The organism is Enterobacter sp. V89_11 (genome assembly GCF_029967775.1).
Taxonomy (GTDB): Bacteria; Pseudomonadota; Gammaproteobacteria; order Enterobacterales; family Enterobacteriaceae; genus Enterobacter; species Enterobacter ludwigii.
In genome coordinates, this window is record NZ_JASCAN010000012.1 from 93,817 (window position 1) to 112,312 (window position 18,496).

The 18,496-nt window shown below is 55.5% G+C and carries 12 protein-coding genes; 4 read left to right on the plus strand and 8 right to left on the minus strand.

The window, feature by feature from the left end; genetic code table 11:
- Positions 1-122: 122 nt before the first annotated feature.
- Positions 123-1,772: a glucose-6-phosphate isomerase gene (pgi, locus tag QLG09_RS11385; RefSeq protein WP_020882856.1), complete on the minus strand. Its 1,650-nt coding sequence runs from the start codon at positions 1,770-1,772 to the stop codon at positions 123-125.
- Positions 1,773-2,147: 375 nt separating this feature from the next.
- On the opposite strand from pgi, the gene lysC reads away from it, so the two are divergent.
- The 3 genes from lysC (at position 2,148) to QLG09_RS11400 (ending at position 4,857) form a co-directional block, all read left to right on the plus strand.
- Positions 2,148-3,497 (plus strand): lysine-sensitive aspartokinase 3, encoded by a 1,350-nt coding sequence (gene lysC / locus QLG09_RS11390; RefSeq protein WP_014168184.1) that lies wholly within the window; start codon positions 2,148-2,150, stop codon positions 3,495-3,497.
- 92 nt (positions 3,498-3,589) lie between these two features.
- Positions 3,590-4,534: a ketopantoate/pantoate/pantothenate transporter PanS gene (gene panS, locus QLG09_RS11395; protein ID WP_014168183.1), complete on the plus strand. Its 945-nt coding sequence runs from the start codon at positions 3,590-3,592 to the stop codon at positions 4,532-4,534.
- Between the two features lie 50 nt (positions 4,535-4,584).
- Positions 4,585-4,857 carry a DUF3811 domain-containing protein gene (locus tag QLG09_RS11400; RefSeq protein ID WP_014168182.1) on the plus strand — a complete coding sequence of 91 codons (273 nt, stop codon included), beginning with the start codon at positions 4,585-4,587 and terminating at the stop codon, positions 4,855-4,857.
- Here the strand turns inward: QLG09_RS11400 and rluF are convergent, their stop codons facing one another.
- The 3 genes from rluF to metH form a co-directional block, all read right to left on the minus strand.
- The gene (gene rluF / locus QLG09_RS11405; protein WP_049022153.1) at positions 4,858-5,727 is read right to left on the minus strand and encodes a 23S rRNA pseudouridine(2604) synthase RluF; all 870 of its coding nucleotides are present in this window, start codon (positions 5,725-5,727) and stop codon (positions 4,858-4,860) included.
- 134 nt (positions 5,728-5,861) lie between these two features.
- A complete protein-coding gene (locus QLG09_RS11410; RefSeq protein WP_020882860.1) occupies positions 5,862-7,493 on the minus strand; it encodes a Na/Pi cotransporter family protein in 1,632 nt (543 codons plus the stop codon).
- Positions 7,494-7,607: 114 nt separating this feature from the next.
- Positions 7,608-11,291: a methionine synthase gene (gene metH / locus QLG09_RS11415; RefSeq protein WP_049022150.1), complete on the minus strand. Its 3,684-nt coding sequence runs from the start codon at positions 11,289-11,291 to the stop codon at positions 7,608-7,610.
- Between the two features lie 194 nt (positions 11,292-11,485).
- On the opposite strand from metH, the gene iclR reads away from it, so the two are divergent.
- On the plus strand, positions 11,486-12,313 hold the full coding sequence (gene iclR, locus QLG09_RS11420; protein ID WP_020882862.1) for a glyoxylate bypass operon transcriptional repressor IclR: 828 nt from the start codon (positions 11,486-11,488) through the stop codon (positions 12,311-12,313).
- Between the two features lie 43 nt (positions 12,314-12,356).
- Here iclR and aceK read toward each other — a convergent pair whose 3' ends face one another.
- The 4 genes from aceK to metA all read right to left on the minus strand — a co-directional run bounded on the left by aceK (position 12,357) and on the right by metA (position 18,310).
- Complete coding sequence (gene aceK, locus QLG09_RS11425) at positions 12,357-14,084, minus strand: bifunctional isocitrate dehydrogenase kinase/phosphatase (protein WP_020882863.1); 1,728 nt, start codon at positions 14,082-14,084, stop codon at positions 12,357-12,359.
- 88 nt (positions 14,085-14,172) lie between these two features.
- Positions 14,173-15,477, minus strand: a complete 1,305-nt coding sequence (aceA, locus tag QLG09_RS11430; protein WP_148576971.1) for an isocitrate lyase — start codon at positions 15,475-15,477, stop codon at positions 14,173-14,175.
- Between the two features lie 31 nt (positions 15,478-15,508).
- Positions 15,509-17,110: a malate synthase A gene (gene aceB / locus QLG09_RS11435; RefSeq protein WP_032681929.1), complete on the minus strand. Its 1,602-nt coding sequence runs from the start codon at positions 17,108-17,110 to the stop codon at positions 15,509-15,511.
- Positions 17,111-17,380: 270 nt separating this feature from the next.
- The gene (gene metA / locus QLG09_RS11440; RefSeq protein WP_014168174.1) at positions 17,381-18,310 is read right to left on the minus strand and encodes a homoserine O-succinyltransferase; all 930 of its coding nucleotides are present in this window, start codon (positions 18,308-18,310) and stop codon (positions 17,381-17,383) included.
- Positions 18,311-18,496 lie beyond the last annotated feature (186 nt).

Genomic DNA, 18,496 nt, shown 5'->3' on the forward strand with positions numbered 1-18,496 from the left:
ACAGGTTAACAGCTATTTTCAGATTAAACTCACTACAGGAATTTGAGTTTAATAACAGACATCAGGAATTATCCGATAAAAAAATGCCGGCATTTCGCCGGCACTTTTTCATGACACTTTAATTACGCGCGCCATGCTTTATAACGGTTGATCAGACCATTTGTGGAGCTGTCGTGGCTGTTAATCGCGTTATCGTCACCCAGTTCAGGCAGGATACGGTTTGCCAGCTGTTTACCCAGCTCAACGCCCCACTGGTCAAAGGTGAAGATGTTCAGGATAGCGCCCTGAGTGAAGATCTTATGCTCGTACAGGGCAATCAGCGCCCCCAGGCTGAACGGCGTAATTTCGCGCAGCAGGATGGAGTTGGTTGGACGGTTGCCTTCGAACACTTTGAACGGCACAACGTGGTCCAGCGTGGCCGGATCTTTACCCTGGTCGCGGTATTCCTGCTCAACCACGTCACGAGACTTACCGAACGCCAGCGCTTCAGTCTGTGCGAAGAAGTTAGACAGCAGCTTCGGATGGTGGTCTGACAGCGGGTTATGGGTAATGGCCGGGGCAATGAAATCGCACGGGACCATTTTGGTGCCCTGGTGGATCAGCTGATAGAACGCATGCTGGCCGTTAGTGCCTGGCTCGCCCCAGATGATTGGGCCAGTCTGGTAATCCACAGCGTTACCGTTACGGTCAACGTATTTACCGTTGGATTCCATGTTGCCCTGCTGGAAGTAGGCTGCAAAACGGTGCATGTACTGGTCGTATGGCAGAATCGCTTCGGTTTCAGCCCCGAAGAAGTTGTTGTACCAGATACCAATCAGCGCCAGCAGCACAGGCAGGTTTTTCTCAGGTGCGGTGGTGGAGAAGTGTTTATCCATCGCATGCGCGCCGGAGAGCAGCTCAACAAAGTTGTCGAAGCCGACGGAGAGGATGATCGACAGGCCGATAGCGGACCACAGAGAGTAACGACCGCCCACCCAGTCCCAGAACTCGAACATGTTCGCGGTGTCGATACCGAACTCGCTAACGGCTTTCCCGTTGGTCGACAGCGCGGCGAAGTGTTTCGCCACGTGCTTGTTGTCGCCTGCGGTTTTCAGGAACCAGTCGCGCGCGCTGTGGGCGTTGGTCATGGTTTCCTGAGTGGTGAAGGTTTTAGACGCGACCAGGAACAGGGTCGTTTCCGGATTCACGTTCTTCAGCACCTCGGCAATGTGGGTACCATCGACGTTAGAAACAAAGTGCATGTTGAGGTGGTTTTTGTATGGGCGCAGCGCTTCGGTGACCATGAATGGGCCGAGGTCAGACCCGCCGATACCGATGTTAACGACATCCGTAATCGGTTTGCCGGTGTAGCCTTTCCAGCTTCCGGAGATGATCGCTTCAGAGAAAGCTTTCATCTTTTCCAGCACCGCGTTCACTTCCGGCATCACATCTTTGCCGTCAACGATAATCGGAGTATTGCTACGGTTACGCAGCGCCACGTGCAGCACGGCACGGTCTTCGGTGCGGTTGATCTTCTCACCGGAGAACATGGATTTGATGGCGTCGGCCAGCTCAGTCTCTTTCGCCAGATCCTGCAGCTTCGCCAGCGTTTCTTCGGTAATGCGGTTTTTGGAGAAATCCACCAGCATCAGGTCATCGAAGGTCGCGGAGAACTTATTGAAACGATCGGCATCTTTCGCGAACAGGTCCGCGATGGTGACGTCTTTCATTTCATCATAATGTTTCTGTAGTGCCTGCCAGGCAGCGGTCTGCGTTGGGTTGATGTTTTTCATTAGCAATACTCTTCTGATTTGAGAATTGTGACTGCGGTCGATTGTAGCGCCTGCAAATAAAAATTGTGATGGTTTTTATGCCATTGCCCTGGCCTGCATCAAACACAGGTGAAAAGACCCGAAAAGTATAGCTGCTGAAACGCCCTTCAGGGGCGGCGAAATGTCGGTCAAAAGGCGGTAAAAAGGAGCATAAAATATGGCCCTGTTATAAGTCCTGTTACTGAGGGGTACCCCCCCATAAAAAATCCGCATAATCCCAGCATTGACAGGACCTCCCCCACATTTTATTTATAGGGCCGTATTTTGCGCCTGCACCTGTTCTCGTTTCATTCTTGTGCCAAGGTCGCTTTATTCATTCCCTGACACGAGGTTGTTATGACGAGTTTTGTGGTCGCCAAATTTGGCGGCACCAGTGTGGCCGATTACGATGCCATGAACCGCAGCGCCGATGTGGTGCTGGCCGATCCGAATACCCGCCTGGTGGTGCTTTCCGCCTCTGCTGGCGTGACGAACCTGCTGGTTTCTCTGTCTGAAGGACTGGAAGCAACCGAACGTTTCGTTAAGCTGGACGCACTGCGCAAAATTCAGTTCAACATCCTTGAACGTCTGCAGAATCCGAACGTGATCCGTGAGGAAGTGGAACGCCTGCTGGAAAATATCACTACCCTGGCTGAAGCCGCCTCTCTGGCGACCTCCACCGCGCTGACCGATGAACTGGTCAGCCACGGCGAGCTGATGTCCACGCTGCTGTTCGTGGAGATCCTCCGCGAGCGTAACGTCCATGCCCAGTGGTTTGACGTGCGTAAAGTCATGCGCACCAGCGATCGCTTTGGCCGTGCCGAGCCGGATGTTGAAATGCTGGCCGAGCTGACCCAGCAGCAGCTGGCTCCGCGCCTGGCAGAAGGGATGGTGATCACTCAGGGCTTTATCGGTAGCGAAGCCAAAGGCCGTACAACTACGCTTGGCCGCGGCGGCAGTGACTATACGGCAGCCCTGCTCGGCGAAGCGCTGCATGCCACCCGTGTGGATATCTGGACTGACGTGCCGGGTATTTACACCACCGACCCGCGCGTGGTCTCTGCGGCGAAACGCATTGATGTGATCGCGTTTGAAGAGGCGGCCGAAATGGCCACCTTCGGCGCGAAAGTATTGCACCCGGCGACGCTGTTGCCGGCCGTGCGCAGCGATATCCCGGTCTTCGTTGGCTCCAGTAAGGATCCCAAAGCAGGCGGTACGCTGGTGTGCAAGAAAACCGAAAACCCGCCATTGTTCCGAGCGCTGGCCCTGCGCCGCCGCCAGACGCTGGTGACGCTGCACAGCCACAATATGCTGCATTCTCGCGGTTTCCTGGCGGAAGTGTTTGGCATCCTCGCGCGCCATAATATCTCCGTGGATTTGATCACCACATCCGAAGTGAGCATCGCGCTGACGCTGGACACCACTGGCTCCACGTCAACCGGCGACACCCTGCTGACGCAGTCGTTGCTGATCGAACTCTCTGAGTTGTGCCGCGTGGAAGTGGAAGAAGATCTGGCGCTGGTTGCCATCATCGGCAACAAGCTGTCGCGTGCCTGCGGCGTGGGCAAAGAGGTCTTCGGCGTACTCGACCCGTTCAGCATTCGTATGATTTGCTACGGCGCCTCCAGCTACAACCTCTGCTTCCTGGTGCCAGCCGATCAGGCCGAGCAGGTCGTGCAAAAACTTCATCAGAATTTGTTTGAATAAAATTCGTTAGCACGATAAACAATACCTATAAGCCGGGCACAGACCCGGCTTTTTTATAACTAAACAACACGACAATACTGCAAGGACTATCTATGTTATCCGCCATCACCCGGCTGTTCCCGTTGTGGGCACTGCTGCTTTCCGTACTCGCGTATTACACTCCCACCCACTTTACGGGCATTGGCCCGTGGGTCACGACGCTGCTGATGCTGATTATGCTCGGCATGGGCGTACACCTGAAAATTGACGACTTCAAACGCGTTCTGTCGCGCCCAGCCCCCGTAGCGGCAGGAATTTTCCTGCACTACCTGGTCATGCCGCTTGCGGCGTGGCTGCTGGCCATGGCCTTTAAAATGCCGCCAGATTTATCCGCCGGTATGGTGCTGGTCGGCAGCGTGGCCAGCGGCACGGCATCCAATGTGATGATTTACCTGGCAAAAGGTGATGTGGCGCTCTCGGTGACCATCTCTTCCGTTTCAACGCTGGTGGGTGTGATTGCCACGCCGCTGTTAACGCGTCTGTATGTGGATGCGCAGATTCAGGTAGACGTCATGGGGATGCTGCTCAGTATTCTGCAGATTGTGGTGATCCCGATTGCGCTGGGCCTGGTGATTCACCATCTGTTCCCGCGCGTGGTCAAAGCCGTTGAACCGTACCTGCCTGCCTTCTCGATGGTCTGTATTCTGGCCATCATCAGCGCCGTGGTTGCCGGCTCTGCATCGCACATTGCCTCAGTAGGCTTTGTGGTGATCATCGCGGTAGTGTTGCATAACACCCTTGGTCTTTTGGGCGGTTACTGGGGCGGGAAGCTGTTTGGTTTCGACGAATCCACCTGTCGTACGCTGGCAATCGAAGTGGGGATGCAAAACTCGGGGCTGGCCGCAGCTCTGGGCAAGATCTACTTCTCGCCGCTGGCGGCCTTGCCGGGTGCGCTGTTCTCCGTCTGGCATAATCTGTCCGGCTCGCTGCTGGCAGGCTACTGGTCAGGCAAACCCATTAATGAGCCCGCGAAAAAAGATGCAGTGAAACAGGGTTAATTTCCTTCGCTTGCTTTACACTGGAGCCTCCCCTTCAGGAGGCTTCAGCAATGGCTACACCACGTTTGACCCAGAAAGACATGACGGAAGCTGAGCAGCGCGAACTGAAAACGCTCCTCGACCGCGCTCGTATCGCCCATGGCCGCACGCTGACTAACGCCGAAACCAATCAGGTTAAAAAAGAGTACATTGATAAATTGATGGCTCAGCGTGAAACTGAGGCGAAACAAGCCCGCAAGCTGAAAAAAGAGCAGGCTTATAAACCCGATAAAGAAGCGACCTTTTCCTGGTCAGCCAATACCTCACCCCGTGGAAGGCGCTAATTAGCGCCCTTTCTTTTTACGGCCCGGCTGGACGAAGCGTTTGCCCGTAGGCTTGCCGCGGCTTTTCTCTTCTGATGGCGGCGCTTTCACCACCGGGCGCTTAATGGCCTGGGTTTTCGGTTTGGCTTTCGTTTTTGGCTTCGCTTCAGACGATGAATTCTCGATGAGCCTGAACAGCTCAATCAGTTCGTCATCCGTTAAATCACGCCACTCGCCCAGTGGAATACCGGTCAGACTCACGTTCATAATGCGCGTACGTTCGAGCTTCACCACGTCATAACCGAAGTGCTCGCACATCCGGCGGATCTGACGGTTTAAGCCCTGCACAAGGGTAATGCGGAAAGCAAACGGCGCCTCTTTCTTCACCTTGCACTTCTTCGTGACGGTCCCCAGAATCGGCACACCTGCGCCCATACCGCGGATAAAGTCGTCCGTGACCGGCTTATTGACCGTAACGATGTACTCTTTCTCGTGGTCGTTACCGGCACGCAGAATTTTGTTCACCAGATCGCCGTGGTTGGTCAGGAAAATCAGCCCCTGTGAGTCTTTATCAAGGCGGCCAATCGGGAAGATACGGCTGCTGTGATTAACGAAATCAACAATGTTGTCCCGCTCGCCGTCTTCCGTGGTACTGACGATGCCAACCGGCTTATTCAACGCGATAAATACCAGGTCTTCCGCATCACGCGGTTCAATGAGCTGACCATTCACTTTGACCACGTCACCGGGGACGACCTGGTCACCGATGGTGGCGCGTTTGCCGTTGAGAAACACGTTACCCTGTTCAATGTAACGGTCCGCCTCGCGACGTGAGCAGATCCCGCTCTCGCTAATGTATTTGTTTAATCGTGTTGATTGAGTTGGCAGCATAGTTTCTCCTGTAAAGGCGAAATATACCTTAGGTTTGGGCTGGTAAAAAGATTAGCCGACGGTTACCGGGCATCATGCCCGGCGTAAACCTGCTGGTTTTGTGGTTAACCACCTTATCAAGGCGCTTTCAGAGATTAATATTCATCTCGATCGTCGTCTTCATCCGGCTGCTCCATGACGCTATAAGCGACCGCGCAGAATAACGAGTTGAGACGCTTCATGTCCCCCAGCAACCCCAGGTGCAGGGAGCTGGTTTCAATGCTCTGGACGTTCTGCTGGTGCAGTCGTTCAACGTGGGCGTGCGAGTAGCGCCGGTTGAGGATACGGAAGCGATGTTTGTTACGACGCAAGCGGCGGGCGCTCGGTACGTCGCTGGAGAAGAAGACCAGCATCGCCAGCTTCAGGTTGCTCAGCAACTGCTCGTGCAGCGCCTCCAGCTCCTTCAGGCCTTCAACCGAGAAGGCGCGGCGCGCGGCAAGGGATTTGTCAGCAATTTCACTTCCCATACGCTCAACGATATCCGAGGCCTGTTCGAGGTTAAGCGACATTTCGATGATTTCCGCCCAGCGGCGGGACTCTTCCTCTGCCAGTTCATCCTGCGGAATACGCGCCAGGTAGAGCTTGATGGCGGTATAGAGCACGTTGATATCGTCCGCCAGCCTGCGCAGCTCTTTCTCTTCTCGCGGCTCTCCGTGCATGACCTTTTGCAGCCCTTCAAGCATCGTTTCCATGGCATCGCCCATGCGCAGCGTCTCGCGCGCGGCATTAGCCAGCGCCAGCGCCGGGGTATCCAGCGCGGAGGTGTCCAGATGCTTAGGTTTCAGACGCGCATCCAGCTCCGGTTCATCCCGAATAAGCCGTTCGCAGAAGCGGGCCATGGGTTCAGCAAAAGGCACCATCGCCAGGCAACGCACCAGGTTGTAAAACACGTGGAAATAGATAACCAGCTCAGCCTTCGGTAACGGGAGATTGTCCATCAGGTTGGCCAGTGGATAGACAAACGGCAGAATAATCAGGCTACCCACCAGCTTAAACAGCAGGCTTCCGAGCGCCACGCGCCGGGCAGCAGCGTTTGCGGCGCTGTTATTGAGCATCGCCAGCAGGCCAGAGCCAAGGTTGGCCCCGATCACCAGACACAGCGCGACCGGGAAAGAGATCGCCCCCGCGGCGGTTAACGTCGCCGTCAGCAGCACAGCGGCCAGGCTGGAGTAACTGACGATGGCAAATACCGCGCCGATCAACGCATCCAGCATGATGTCCCCGGTCAGCGAGGCAAAGATGACCTGAACGCCGTTGGCCTCGGTGATGGGGGTCACCGCCTGCACAATCAGCTCCAGCGCCAGCAGGATCAACCCAAGGCCAATCCCCACGCGGCCAAGCTGTCCGGCACGCGTCTGCTTACGGCCAAGGAAGAAGATGACACCGATAAAAATCAGCAGCGGCGACAGCCAGGAGAGATCGAAGGTCAGGATACGCGCCATCAGCGCGGTCCCCACGTCAGCGCCCAGCACAATGACCAGCGCGGGTGCCAGCGCCACCAGATCTTGCGCCACAAACGAGGTCACGAGCAGGGTCGTCGCATTACTGCTCTGCACCAGTGCCGTCACGCCGATGCCCGCGCAGAAGGCGAGCGGCTTCTTCTCAACGCTGCTGCTGAGAACGGTGCGTAAGCGCGCGCCAAAGACGCGCATAACGCCGGTACGGACAATATGCGTGCCCCATACCAGCAATGCTACTGCGGAAAGCAAGTGTAACAGGGTCAGCACGGAAGGTTCTCCTCCTTATCGTTCTACGTTTTTATGATTCAGTATAAGGGTTTAAACGTAAGAAAGAGACAGGGCGCCCAATGAGCGCCCTGTTTGTTGTAAGGAAAAGTGACGTTAGTCAGCGTCGTAGCCTAAATTGGGTGCCAGCCAGCGTTCAACCTCTGAGACACTCATGCCTTTGCGCAGGGCGTAATCTTCAATCTGATCGCGCTGCAGCTGCGCGACGGCGAAGTATTTGCTGTCGGGATGGCTGAAATACCAGCCGGACACCGATGCCCCAGGCCACATGGCGAAAGACTCGGTAAGCTTCATGCCGGTATGGGCTTCTACATCCAGCAATGTCCAGATAGTGCCCTTTTCGGTGTGTTCCGGGCAGGCTGGATAGCCCGGAGCCGGACGAATCCCCTGGTAGTTTTCGCGGATCAGCTCCTCGTTGCTGAGGTTCTCATTGGCCGCGTAGCCCCAGTGTACCTTGCGCACGCGCTCGTGGAGGTACTCTGCGAAGGCTTCCGCCAGACGATCGGCAATCGCTTTCACCATGATTTTATTGTAATCATCGTGCTGCGCGTCGAACGCCTCCGCCAGCGCATCTTCCTCAAGACCCCCGGTCACGGCAAACGCCCCGATATAATCCGCTTTCCCGGAAAGCTTCGGTGCAACGAAATCGGCCAGGCAGTAGTTAGCAAAGCCCACTTTCTCGGTTTGCTGGCGCAGATGGCGACTTACTGCCAGCACGTGCGTGCGGGTCTCGTCGCGATAAATTTCGATGTCGTCGCCCACACGGTTCGCCGGGAACAGGCCCACCACGCCGCGCGGGTTGAGGCTTTTCTGCGCACTCAACTGGTCAAGCATTTCGTTGGCGTCGTTGAACAGGCGTTTGGCTTCTTCCCCGACCACCTCATCTTCAAGGATGCGGGGATATTTGCCCGCCAGTGACCAGGTCATGAAGAACGGTGTCCAGTCGATGTAGTTACGCAGCGTCTCGATGCTGGCAGTGACGTCCTGAACGCCCAGACGATGCGCCACAGGGGGCGTATAGCTGGCCCAGTCAAACGCCAGATCGTTATCGCGCGCGGCCTGGAGTGTCACCGGCGGCGTCCGCGGTTTCTTACGGCCATGCTGAATACGCACGGTCTCGTACTCTTTGCGGGTACGCGCGACAAAATCATCACGCTGGGTGGCAGACAACAATGCCGACACGACGCCCACGGTACGCGAGGCGTTTTGCACATAAACCGTCGGGCCACTGTAGTTCTGCTCGATTTTCACCGCCGTGTGCGCTTTGGACGTTGTCGCCCCGCCAATCAGCAGTGGAATGGTAAAGCCCTGACGCTCCATCTCTTTCGCCACGTTGACCATCTCGTCCAGCGACGGGGTAATCAGCCCGGAAAGTCCAATCAGGTCAGCATTCACTTCGCGCGCAGTTTTGAGGATTTTATCCGCCGGCACCATCACGCCAAGATCGATAATCTCGTAGTTATTACACTGCAGTACGACGCCCACAATGTTCTTACCGATGTCATGCACGTCGCCCTTAACGGTGGCGATCACCATTTTACCGTTGCTGGAGCCTTTCTCTTTGCTGGCTTCGATAAAGGGTTCGAGATAGGCCACCGCCTGCTTCATGACGCGTGCGGATTTCACCACCTGCGGCAGGAACATTTTGCCTTCGCCAAACAGATCGCCGACCACGTTCATGCCGTCCATCAACGGCCCTTCGATCACTTCAATCGGGCGCGTCGATTGCTGACGTGCTTCTTCGGTGTCCTGTTCAATAAACTCGGTAATTCCCTTAACGAGTGAGTATTCCAGACGTTTTTTCACGTCCCAGGCACGCCACTCCGCCTGCTGAATGTTTACCGATGCATCGGATTTACTGCCGCGGTATTTCTCGGCCAGATCCAGCATGCGCTCGGTGGCGTCATCACGCCGGTTGAGGATCACGTCTTCTACGGCGTCGCGCAGTTCCGCCGGCAGGTCGTCGTAAATGGCCAGCTGTCCGGCGTTAACGATCCCCATGTCCATACCGTTACGGATAGCGTAATAGAGGAATACGGCGTGGATAGCTTCACGCACCGGATCGTTACCGCGGAAGGAGAATGACACGTTCGAGACGCCGCCGGAGATCAGCGCATGCGGCAGCTCGCGTTTGATGTCTTCACACGCGCCGATAAAGTCCTGCGCGTAGTTATTGTGCTCTTCAATACCGGTAGCAACCGCGAAGATGTTCGGGTCGAAGATGATGTCTTCCGGCGGGAAGCCCACCTCTTCCGTCAGAATTTTGTATGCGCGGCGACAAATCTCAATTTTGCGCGCACGGGTATCGGCCTGGCCCATTTCATCGAAGGCCATCACCACCACGGCGGCACCATAACGGCGCACCATCTTCGCGTGGTGGATAAAGGTATCAACGCCTTCTTTCATCGAGATGGAGTTAACAATGCCTTTACCCTGAATACACTTCAGCCCTTTCTCGATGACTTCCCACTTAGAGGAGTCAATCATGATCGGCACCCGGGCAATGTCCGGCTCACCGGCAATCAGGTTGAGGAAGCGCACCATCGCCGCTTCGGCGTCGAGCATCCCCTCATCCATATTGATGTCGATGATCTGGGCACCGCTCTCAACCTGCTGGCGGGCCACGTCCAGCGCTTCACTGTACTTCTCTTCTTTAATCAGCCGTTTGAATTTCGCCGAACCGGTCACGTTAGTCCGCTCCCCGACGTTCACAAACAGGCTATCGTCACCGATGGTCAACGGCTCAAGGCCGGCCAAACGGCAGGCAACCGGCAGCGTAGGCAGTTGACGCGGCGGCAGACCCGCCACCGCATTGCTCATCGCGGCAATATGCTCTGGCGTGGTACCGCAGCAACCACCGACGATATTCAGAAAACCGGATTCGGCCCACTCGCGGATTTGCGCCGCCATGGTGTCTGCATCCAGATCGTATTCACCAAAGGCGTTCGGCAGGCCGGCGTTCGGGTGTGCGGTGACATAGCATTCAGCGATGCGCGAAAGTTCCTGCACATACTGGCGCAGCTCATCGGGACCCAGCGCGCAGTTCAGGCCGAAGGAGAGCGCTTCAGCGTGACGCAGGGAGTTATAAAAAGCTTCTGTGGTCTGGCCGGAGAGGGTACGACCAGAGGCGTCGGTGATGGTACCGGAAATCATGATCGGCAGGTCGACGCCCAGCGCCTCGAACTCCTCTTTCACCGCGTAAATCGCGGCTTTGGCATTGAGGGTGTCGAATACCGTTTCAATCAGGATCAGATCGGAACCGCCTTCCACCAGCGCTTTGGTCGATTCACGATACGCCGCCACCAGCTGATCAAAGCTGATGTTACGAAAGGCCGGGTCGTTCACATCGGGTGAAATCGACGCGGTGCGGTTGGTTGGGCCAAGCACCCCGGCCACGTAGCGCGGTTTGTCCGGCGTACGGGCTGTCCATTCATCAGCGCAGGCGCGGGCCAGCTTTGCCGCGGCAAGGTTTATCTCCGCCGAGAGGGATTCCATCTGGTAATCCGCCATGGCGATGGTTGTCGAGTTAAAGGTGTTGGTTTCGACGATATCCGCACCCGCCTCCAAATACGCGTTGTGGATCGCCGAAATGACCTGCGGTTTGCTGAGCACCAGAAGGTCGTTGTTACCTTTGAGGTCGCATGGCCAGTCGGCGAAACGCTCGCCGCGGAAATCGTCTTCACTCAGACGATAGCTCTGGATCATGGTACCCATGCCGCCGTCCAGCACCAGAATTCGTTTATTTAACTGCGCACGCAGTTGCTCTACTTTGCTGCTCACACTTGCTCCCGACAACGCTCAACCAGGCCAAAAGGCCAGCAGTCCATACTGGCACAATCTCGCAGGGTGTAAAAGTCACACAGCGGTAACATGAGACATGTTCACTATCACTCATCCGATCAGTCAGGATAACGGTTGCAAAATCACCAAATAAAACGAAAATGATTTCCACGATACAGAAAAAGGAGTTCGTCATGGTCACGACCGTTCCCGCTAAACGCGGCAGAAAACCTGCTGCCACCACCGCCGCCTCTCAGGGCGGACAGGTTCAATCGCTCACGCGCGGTTTGAAGCTGCTGGAATGGATAGCCGAGTCACACAGCAGCGTGGCCCTGACAGAGCTGGCACAGCAGGCTGGCCTGCCGAACTCAACGACCCATCGACTGTTGACCACGATGCAGCAGCTGGGCTTTGTGCGCCAGGTGGGCGAGCTGGGACACTGGGCGGTGGGCGCACATGCGTTTATCGTCGGCAGCAGCTTCCTGCAGAGCCGCAACCTGCTGGCGATTGTGCACCCTATTCTGCGTAAGCTGATGGAAGATTCCGGCGAGACGGTAAACCTGGCCGTGCTCGACCAGAGCGACCATCAGGCCATTATCATCGACCAGGTACAGTGCACGCAGCTAATGCGTATGTCGGCACCGATTGGCGGCAAGCTGCCGATGCATGCCTCCGGGGCGGGGAAAGCGTTTCTGTCGCAGCTCAGCGAAGAGCAGGTCACCGGACTGCTGCACCGGAAAGGGCTGCACGCCTACACCCACGCCACGCTGGTCTCACCGGTACATCTGAAAGAAGATCTGGCCCTGACCCGCAAGCGCGGCTATTCGTTTGATGACGAAGAGCATGCGTTAGGACTGCGCTGTATTGCAGCCTGCATCTTTGACGAGCACCGCGAGCCGTTTGCCGCCATTTCGATCTCCGGACCGATTTCCCGTATGACCGATGACCGCGTCACGGAGTTAGGTGCGCTGGTGATTAAGGCGGCGAAAGAGGTCACGCTGGCATATGGCGGGATTCGATAACATCGGGTGCACCTGAATCCCTCTCCCGTCGGGAGAGGGGGCATTACACCGCATACCGGATACAAAACCGTTGTTTGCGGCGATAGGCATACACATCTTCCACATGCCCATTCTTGATGCGCGTCTGCAGACCCCGCCAGTAGCTGGCACGAAACAGGTCATCATGCATCTCTTCAAACAGTGGCCTGATGCGCGGGTCAGCGCATAGCCAGTGGCGAAACTCCTCAGGAAAGACATCTCCCGGTGAGATGCTGTACCACGGCTCGCCGGACAGTTCATCTTCCGGATAGCGGGGCTGCGGTATATCGCGGAAATTCACCTCAGTCATATAGCAAATTTCATCATAATCGTAGAACACCACCCGCCCGTGACGGGTGACCCCGAAGTTTTTAAACAGCATGTCGCCCGGGAAGATATTCGCGGCGGCAAGCTGACGGATAGCGTTGCCGTATTCTTCAATGGCATCACGCAGTGCCTGACCTTCGGACTGCTCCAGCCAGATATTGAGTGGGATCATGCGGCGTTCGATATAGAGATGGCTGATGGCAATTTTGTCGCCCAGATCGGTGATTTTCGCCGGCGCTTCCTGCAGTAATAACGCCATTAATGCCGGATCGATCTGCTGCTTATCCAGCACAAAGTTCTCGAACTCCTGGGTGTCCGCCATTCGCCCGACGCGATCGTGCTCTTTAACCAGCTGGTAGCAGGCGCGGACGTGAGCAGCGGTCATCTCCTTCTGCGGCGCGAACGTATCTTTGATGACCTTAAACACCCGATCAAAACCCGGCAGGGTAAAGACCAGCATCACCATGCCGCGAATACCGGGGGCTTCGATAAATTGCTCATCTGCCGTGGTGACATAGCGCAGATATTCCCGATAGCTTTCCGTCTTGGCGTGTTTCTGACAGCCAATGGCCATGTACAGCTCGGCGGTGGTTTTCCCCGGCAGGATCTCGCGCAACCACTCCACCAGAGCAGCAGGCAGCGGGGCATACACCATAAAGTAGGAGCGGGCGAAACCAAAGACAATGCTGGCCTCGGCGCTGGTCGTCAGGCAAGTATCAACAAACAGTTCACCGTCATCGGTACGATGGATGGGTAACAGAAACGGCACAATGGCCGACGGTGTCATCAGTTTACCGACCAGCCAGGCGGCCTTATTACGGTAAAAAAGCTCATTGGCAACCTGCAAATGGCTTTGCCCGAGCACCTCTTCGCCAAAGGTCTCCTTGAGATGCGCAGAGATATAGCCGATATCACGGGTTTTATTCTCCCAGGGCAAACGCAGCGGCAAATCCGTTAATACGCGATGCAGGAGTTTTTCCCAGCCGCGATCGGGAAAGAAATCCTTCGCCAGCGGACGCGGAATAGTGCGAAAGCGGCGTTCCGGCTGAGAGCTAAAGATAAATAACCGCTCAGGAGATAATGAGCGGTGGTCAAATAACCGGCAATAGACGGAGTTGAAAAAGCTCTCCGCAATCTCGAAGCGCGGGTAATCAGGTAACAGATGGGTGTAATGCTCCTTCACGCGCAGTAAAAACTCCGCGTCAGGGATTTTGCCGTCGGTAATGCAACGCAACTGCTCCACCACCAGACCCACATGGTGGTCGTAAAGGTGGATTCGCTGCTTCATGGCCTGCTGAACCGCATGCCAGTCGGCGTGCTCAAAACGCTGCTGCGCGCCGGATGTGACTTCCAGGAAACGTCCGTACTGGGCATCGAAGCCCTGCAGAATAGTTTGGGCAATCAGTAATTCCAGACCACGCGACATTGTTCATGCTCCCTCACCCCGGCCCCCTCCCGACGGGAGAGGGAGTATGTTCACAGGCCCGGTAGCGTGCCACCGGGCATTACACGGCTCAGAACTGGGCTTCTTCCGTCGATCCCGTTAAGGCGGTGACGGAGGAGGTGCCCCCCTGGATGATAGTGGTCACGTTATCGAAGTAACCGGTCCCGACCTCCTGCTGATGCGAAACGAAGGTATAGCCCTCTTTACCGGCAGCAAATTCCGGCTGCTGCACCTTCTCAACGTAATGCTTCATGCCTTCACCCTGCGCGTAGGCATGCGCCAGGTCGAACATGTTGAACCACATGCTGTGAATGCCAGCCAGCGTGATGAACTGATATTTGTAGCCCATGTCGGACAGCTGCTGCTGGAAGCTGGCGATGGTTTGATCATCCAGTTTCTTCTGCCAGTTGAAGGACGGCGAGCAGTTATAGGCCAGCAGTTTGCCCGGATATTTGGCGTGGATAGCATCGGCAAAGCGTTTTGCCAGCGCCAGGTCCGGCGTGGAGGTTTCGCACCAGACCAGGTCCGCATACGGTGCATATGCCAGCCCACGGCTGATCGCCTGTTCAATGCCAGCATGGGTACGATAGAACCCTTCGCTGGTGCGTTCACCGGTAATGAACTCGCTGTCGTAAGGATCGCAGTCAGAAGTAATCAGGTCAGCCGCATCCGCATCGGTACGGGCAATCACCAGCGTGGGTACGCCGAGCACGTCAGCCGCCAGACGCGCCGCAACCAGCTTCTGAATCGCTTCCTGGGTTGGGACAAGGACTTTCCCGCCCATGTGTCCGCATTTCTTCACTGACGCCAGCTGGTCTTCGAAGTGAACGGCCGCTGCACCGGCCTCAATCATCGATTTCATCAGCTCAAAGGCGTTCAGCACGCCGCCGAATCCCGCTTCCGCATCCGCGACGATTGGCAGAAAATAATCAATAAAACGCGGATCGTTTGGCTCAATGCCTGCCGCCCACTGGATCTGATCCGCACGGCGGAAGGTGTTGTTGATCCGATCCACCACGGTTGGTACCGAGTTTGCCGGATAGAGCGACTGATCCGGATACATGCTGGAGGCCAGGTTGGCGTCCGCCGCAACCTGCCAGCCGGAAAGATAGATGGCTTCGATGCCGGCTTTCGCCTGCTGCAGGGCCTGGCCGCCAGTCAGCGCGCCGAGGCTATTGATGTAACCTTTTTTGGCACCGCCGTGCAGCAGATCCCACATTTTCGCCGCGCCGCGCTGCGCCAGGGTACATTCCGGATTGACCGAGCCACGCAATTTCACCACCTCTTCCGCGCTATACGGGCGGCGGATGCCTTCCCAGCGAGGTTGGGTCCACTCTTTCTTCAATTCTTCGATTTGTTGGGTACGGGTTTTCATGTGCAGATGCTCCATATTGTTGTGGGGTGAATTACGCCAGGAAGCGGTAGCCCGGCAGGGTCAGGAAGTCGATTAAGTCATCGGATGTGGTGATTTGCTCCATCAGGCGTGCGGCGTCATCAAAACGTCCGCTGCTGAAGCGGTGTTCACCCAGTTCGTCCTGGATCACCCGCATCTCTTCGGCCAGCATCTGACGGAACAGGGATTTGGTCACCGGCTTGCCGTTGCTGAGCGTTTTTTGATGGTGGATCCACTGCCAGATTGAGGTGCGAGAGATTTCGGCGGTAGCGGCATCTTCCATCAGGCCGTAGATCGGCACGCAGCCGTTACCGGAGATCCACGCTTCAATGTACTGGACGGCTACGCGGATATTGGCGCGCATACCCTCTTCCGTACGCTCGCCCGCACACGGTGCCAGCAGGTGTTCTTCAGCCGTTGGGGCATCCTCATCACGCGTCACAAACAGCTGGTTTTTGTTCTCACCGAGTACGCGGTTGAAGACGTCCATTGCCGTATCCGCCAGACCCGGATGCGCGATCCACGTTCCGTCATGGCCATTTCGTGCTTCAAGCTCTTTATCGGCTTTCACCTTGTTGAGCACCTGATTGTTACGTTCAGCATCTTTGCTTGGGATAAATGCCGCCATTCCACCCATCGCAAAGGCCCCACGCTTGTGGCAGGTCTTAATCAACAGGCGTGAGTAGGCACTCAGGAACGGTTTATCCATGGTGACCACCTGGCGATCCGGCAGTACACGATCGGGATGATTTTTCAGGGTTTTGATGTAGCTGAAGATGTAATCCCAGCGCCCACAGTTCAGCCCAACAATATGATCGCGCAGCGCATGCAGAATTTCGTTCATCTGGAACACGGCAGGCAGCGTTTCAATCAGCAGGGTGGCTTTAATGGTGCCACGCGGCAGGTTGAAACGATCTTCCGTGAAGCTAAATACTTCACTCCACCAGGCCGCTTCCTGCCAGGCCTGTGTTTTCGGCAGATAGAAATAGGGGCCGCTGCCTTTTGCCAGCAGATTCTTGTGGTTGTGGAAGAAATAGAGGGCGAAGTCAAACAGACTGCCCGGAATGGCTTCGCCACGCCAGGTGACATGCTTTTCAGGCAGATGCAGTCCACGTACGCGACAGATCAGAACCGCCGGATTGGGTTTCAGTTGATAGATTTTGCCGGCTTCGTTGGTATAGCTGATGGTGCCGTTCACGGCGTCGCGCAGATTGATTTGCCCGTCGATAACCTTATGCCAGTCCGGCGCCAGTGAGTCCTCAAAATCCGCCATAAAGACTTTTACGTTCGCGTTCATGGCGTTGATCACCATTTTGCGCTCCACCGGGCCGGTGATTTCGACGCGCCGATCCTGTAAATCATCCGGAATGCCGCGGATTTTCCACTCACCACGGCGAATGGAAGCGGTTTCCGAAATAAACCCAGGCAACTTGCCATCATCAATTTCCTGCTGCTGATGAATGCGTGCCGCCAGCAGCTTATTGCGCGTTGGCGTAAAGCGGGTCACCAGTTCGGTCAGGAATTCGACAGCGTCTGCTGTCAAAATTTGCTGTTCTTGCTCGCCATGCGGCTGGGTAAAGGCCAGTTCATCGACCGTCGTTGCCTGTTGAGTCATTACTCTGCTCCTCATCAAAGATCCAAAATCACGCCCCCGATGCGAACGAAAGATCGTTGTGTAGTTTTCGCTCAGCAGAATTAAGACTATCTATATTTTTTTCAAAATCAAAAACAATTTCCATTTTAATTATTAAATGCATTTAACGCATTGATTAATATGAAATTAAAGTTTTATTGTTTGTTGAGTGGCATTTCGGAAATGAAAAAGGCACCCGAAGGTGCCTGATGTGAATAGCTGAAACGCTTTAGGATCGTTTAGTGCAGAAGATTACTCCAGCGTTGGATTCATGTGGCGCAGATCGTATGGTGTGATCTGGTAGACGTAATAGTTGAGCCAGTTCGTAAACAGCAAATTCCCGTGGCTACGCCAGGTGGCTCTCGGTTTGTTCTGTGGATCGTTTTTGGGGAAATAGTTGTACGGAACGTCCGGATTCAGACCGGCTTCAACGTCACGGAAATACTCCGACGCGAGGGTGTTCGGATCGTACTCAGGATGCCCGGTAACAAAGGCAATGCGCTTGTCTTTACTGGCAAACAGGTAAGCATCCCCGTCTTCGGTTTCGGCCAGGATATCGAGATCGGTGTAATCACGAATCAGCTGTGCCGGGAAATCGGCGTAGCGCGAGTGTGGGGCCAGGAAGGAGTCATCGAACCCGCGCGTCAACAGGGCGTGAGGTTGGACAAGGTGGTGCTCGTAAACACCTGAAAGCTTCTCAGTGCGGGTTTGTTTGGGGATCCCATAGAGGATATTCAGGGCGGCTTGCACCGCCCAACAAACAAACAGCGTGGACGTGACGTGATCTTTAGCCCACTCCAGTACCTGTTTGATCTGCGGCCAGTAGGCAACATCATTAAATTCGACCAGGCCCAGCGGTGCACCGGTCACAATCAGTCCGTCGAAGTTTTCGTCGCGAATGTCGTCGAAGTTACAGTAAAAATTATTCAGATGCTCAGAAGGCGTATTTCGCGACTCACGGGCATCGATTCGCAGCAGCTGGATATCAACCTGCAGCGGCGAGTTCGAAAGCAAACGCAGGAACTGGTTCTCTGTTTCGATCTTTTTCGGCATCAGATTGAGAATAAGCACCTTCAGTGGGCGAATTTCCTGACCTGTAGCGCGTGAAGTCGTCATCACAAAGACGTTTTCATCACGTAAGAAATTGACGGCTGGTAGCTCGTCCTGCACCCGAATCGGCATAACCTCATATCCTCACAGCATACGTATAAACGTTTAGACATCCAGACAGCTAACGATACCCAGAAACAGGCTGAATGTCGAGTCTGCAAGCGGAAGGTGAGAAAGTTTCAAGGAGGAAGTAAGAAGCCCAAAAAGCAAAAAACCCCGCACCATACGGTACGGGGTTCTTTTAATTGATGCCTGGCA

Bases quoted from the DNA above. Each gene is read 5' to 3' on its own strand.
- pgi (WP_020882856.1), bottom strand. From the start codon at position 1,772: ATGAAAAACATCAACCCAACGCAGACCGCTGCCTGGCAGGCACTACAG.
- lysC (WP_014168184.1), top strand. From the start codon at position 2,148: ATGACGAGTTTTGTGGTCGCCAAATTTGGCGGCACCAGTGTGGCCGAT.
- panS (WP_014168183.1), top strand. From the start codon at position 3,590: ATGTTATCCGCCATCACCCGGCTGTTCCCGTTGTGGGCACTGCTGCTT.
- QLG09_RS11400 (WP_014168182.1), top strand. From the start codon at position 4,585: ATGGCTACACCACGTTTGACCCAGAAAGACATGACGGAAGCTGAGCAG.
- rluF (WP_049022153.1), bottom strand. From the start codon at position 5,727: ATGCTGCCAACTCAATCAACACGATTAAACAAATACATTAGCGAGAGC.
- iclR (WP_020882862.1), top strand. From the start codon at position 11,486: ATGGTCACGACCGTTCCCGCTAAACGCGGCAGAAAACCTGCTGCCACC.
- aceK (WP_020882863.1), bottom strand. From the start codon at position 14,084: ATGTCGCGTGGTCTGGAATTACTGATTGCCCAAACTATTCTGCAGGGC.
- aceA (WP_148576971.1), bottom strand. From the start codon at position 15,477: ATGAAAACCCGTACCCAACAAATCGAAGAATTGAAGAAAGAGTGGACC.
- aceB (WP_032681929.1), bottom strand. From the start codon at position 17,110: ATGACTCAACAGGCAACGACGGTCGATGAACTGGCCTTTACCCAGCCG.
- metA (WP_014168174.1), bottom strand. From the start codon at position 18,310: ATGCCGATTCGGGTGCAGGACGAGCTACCAGCCGTCAATTTCTTACGT.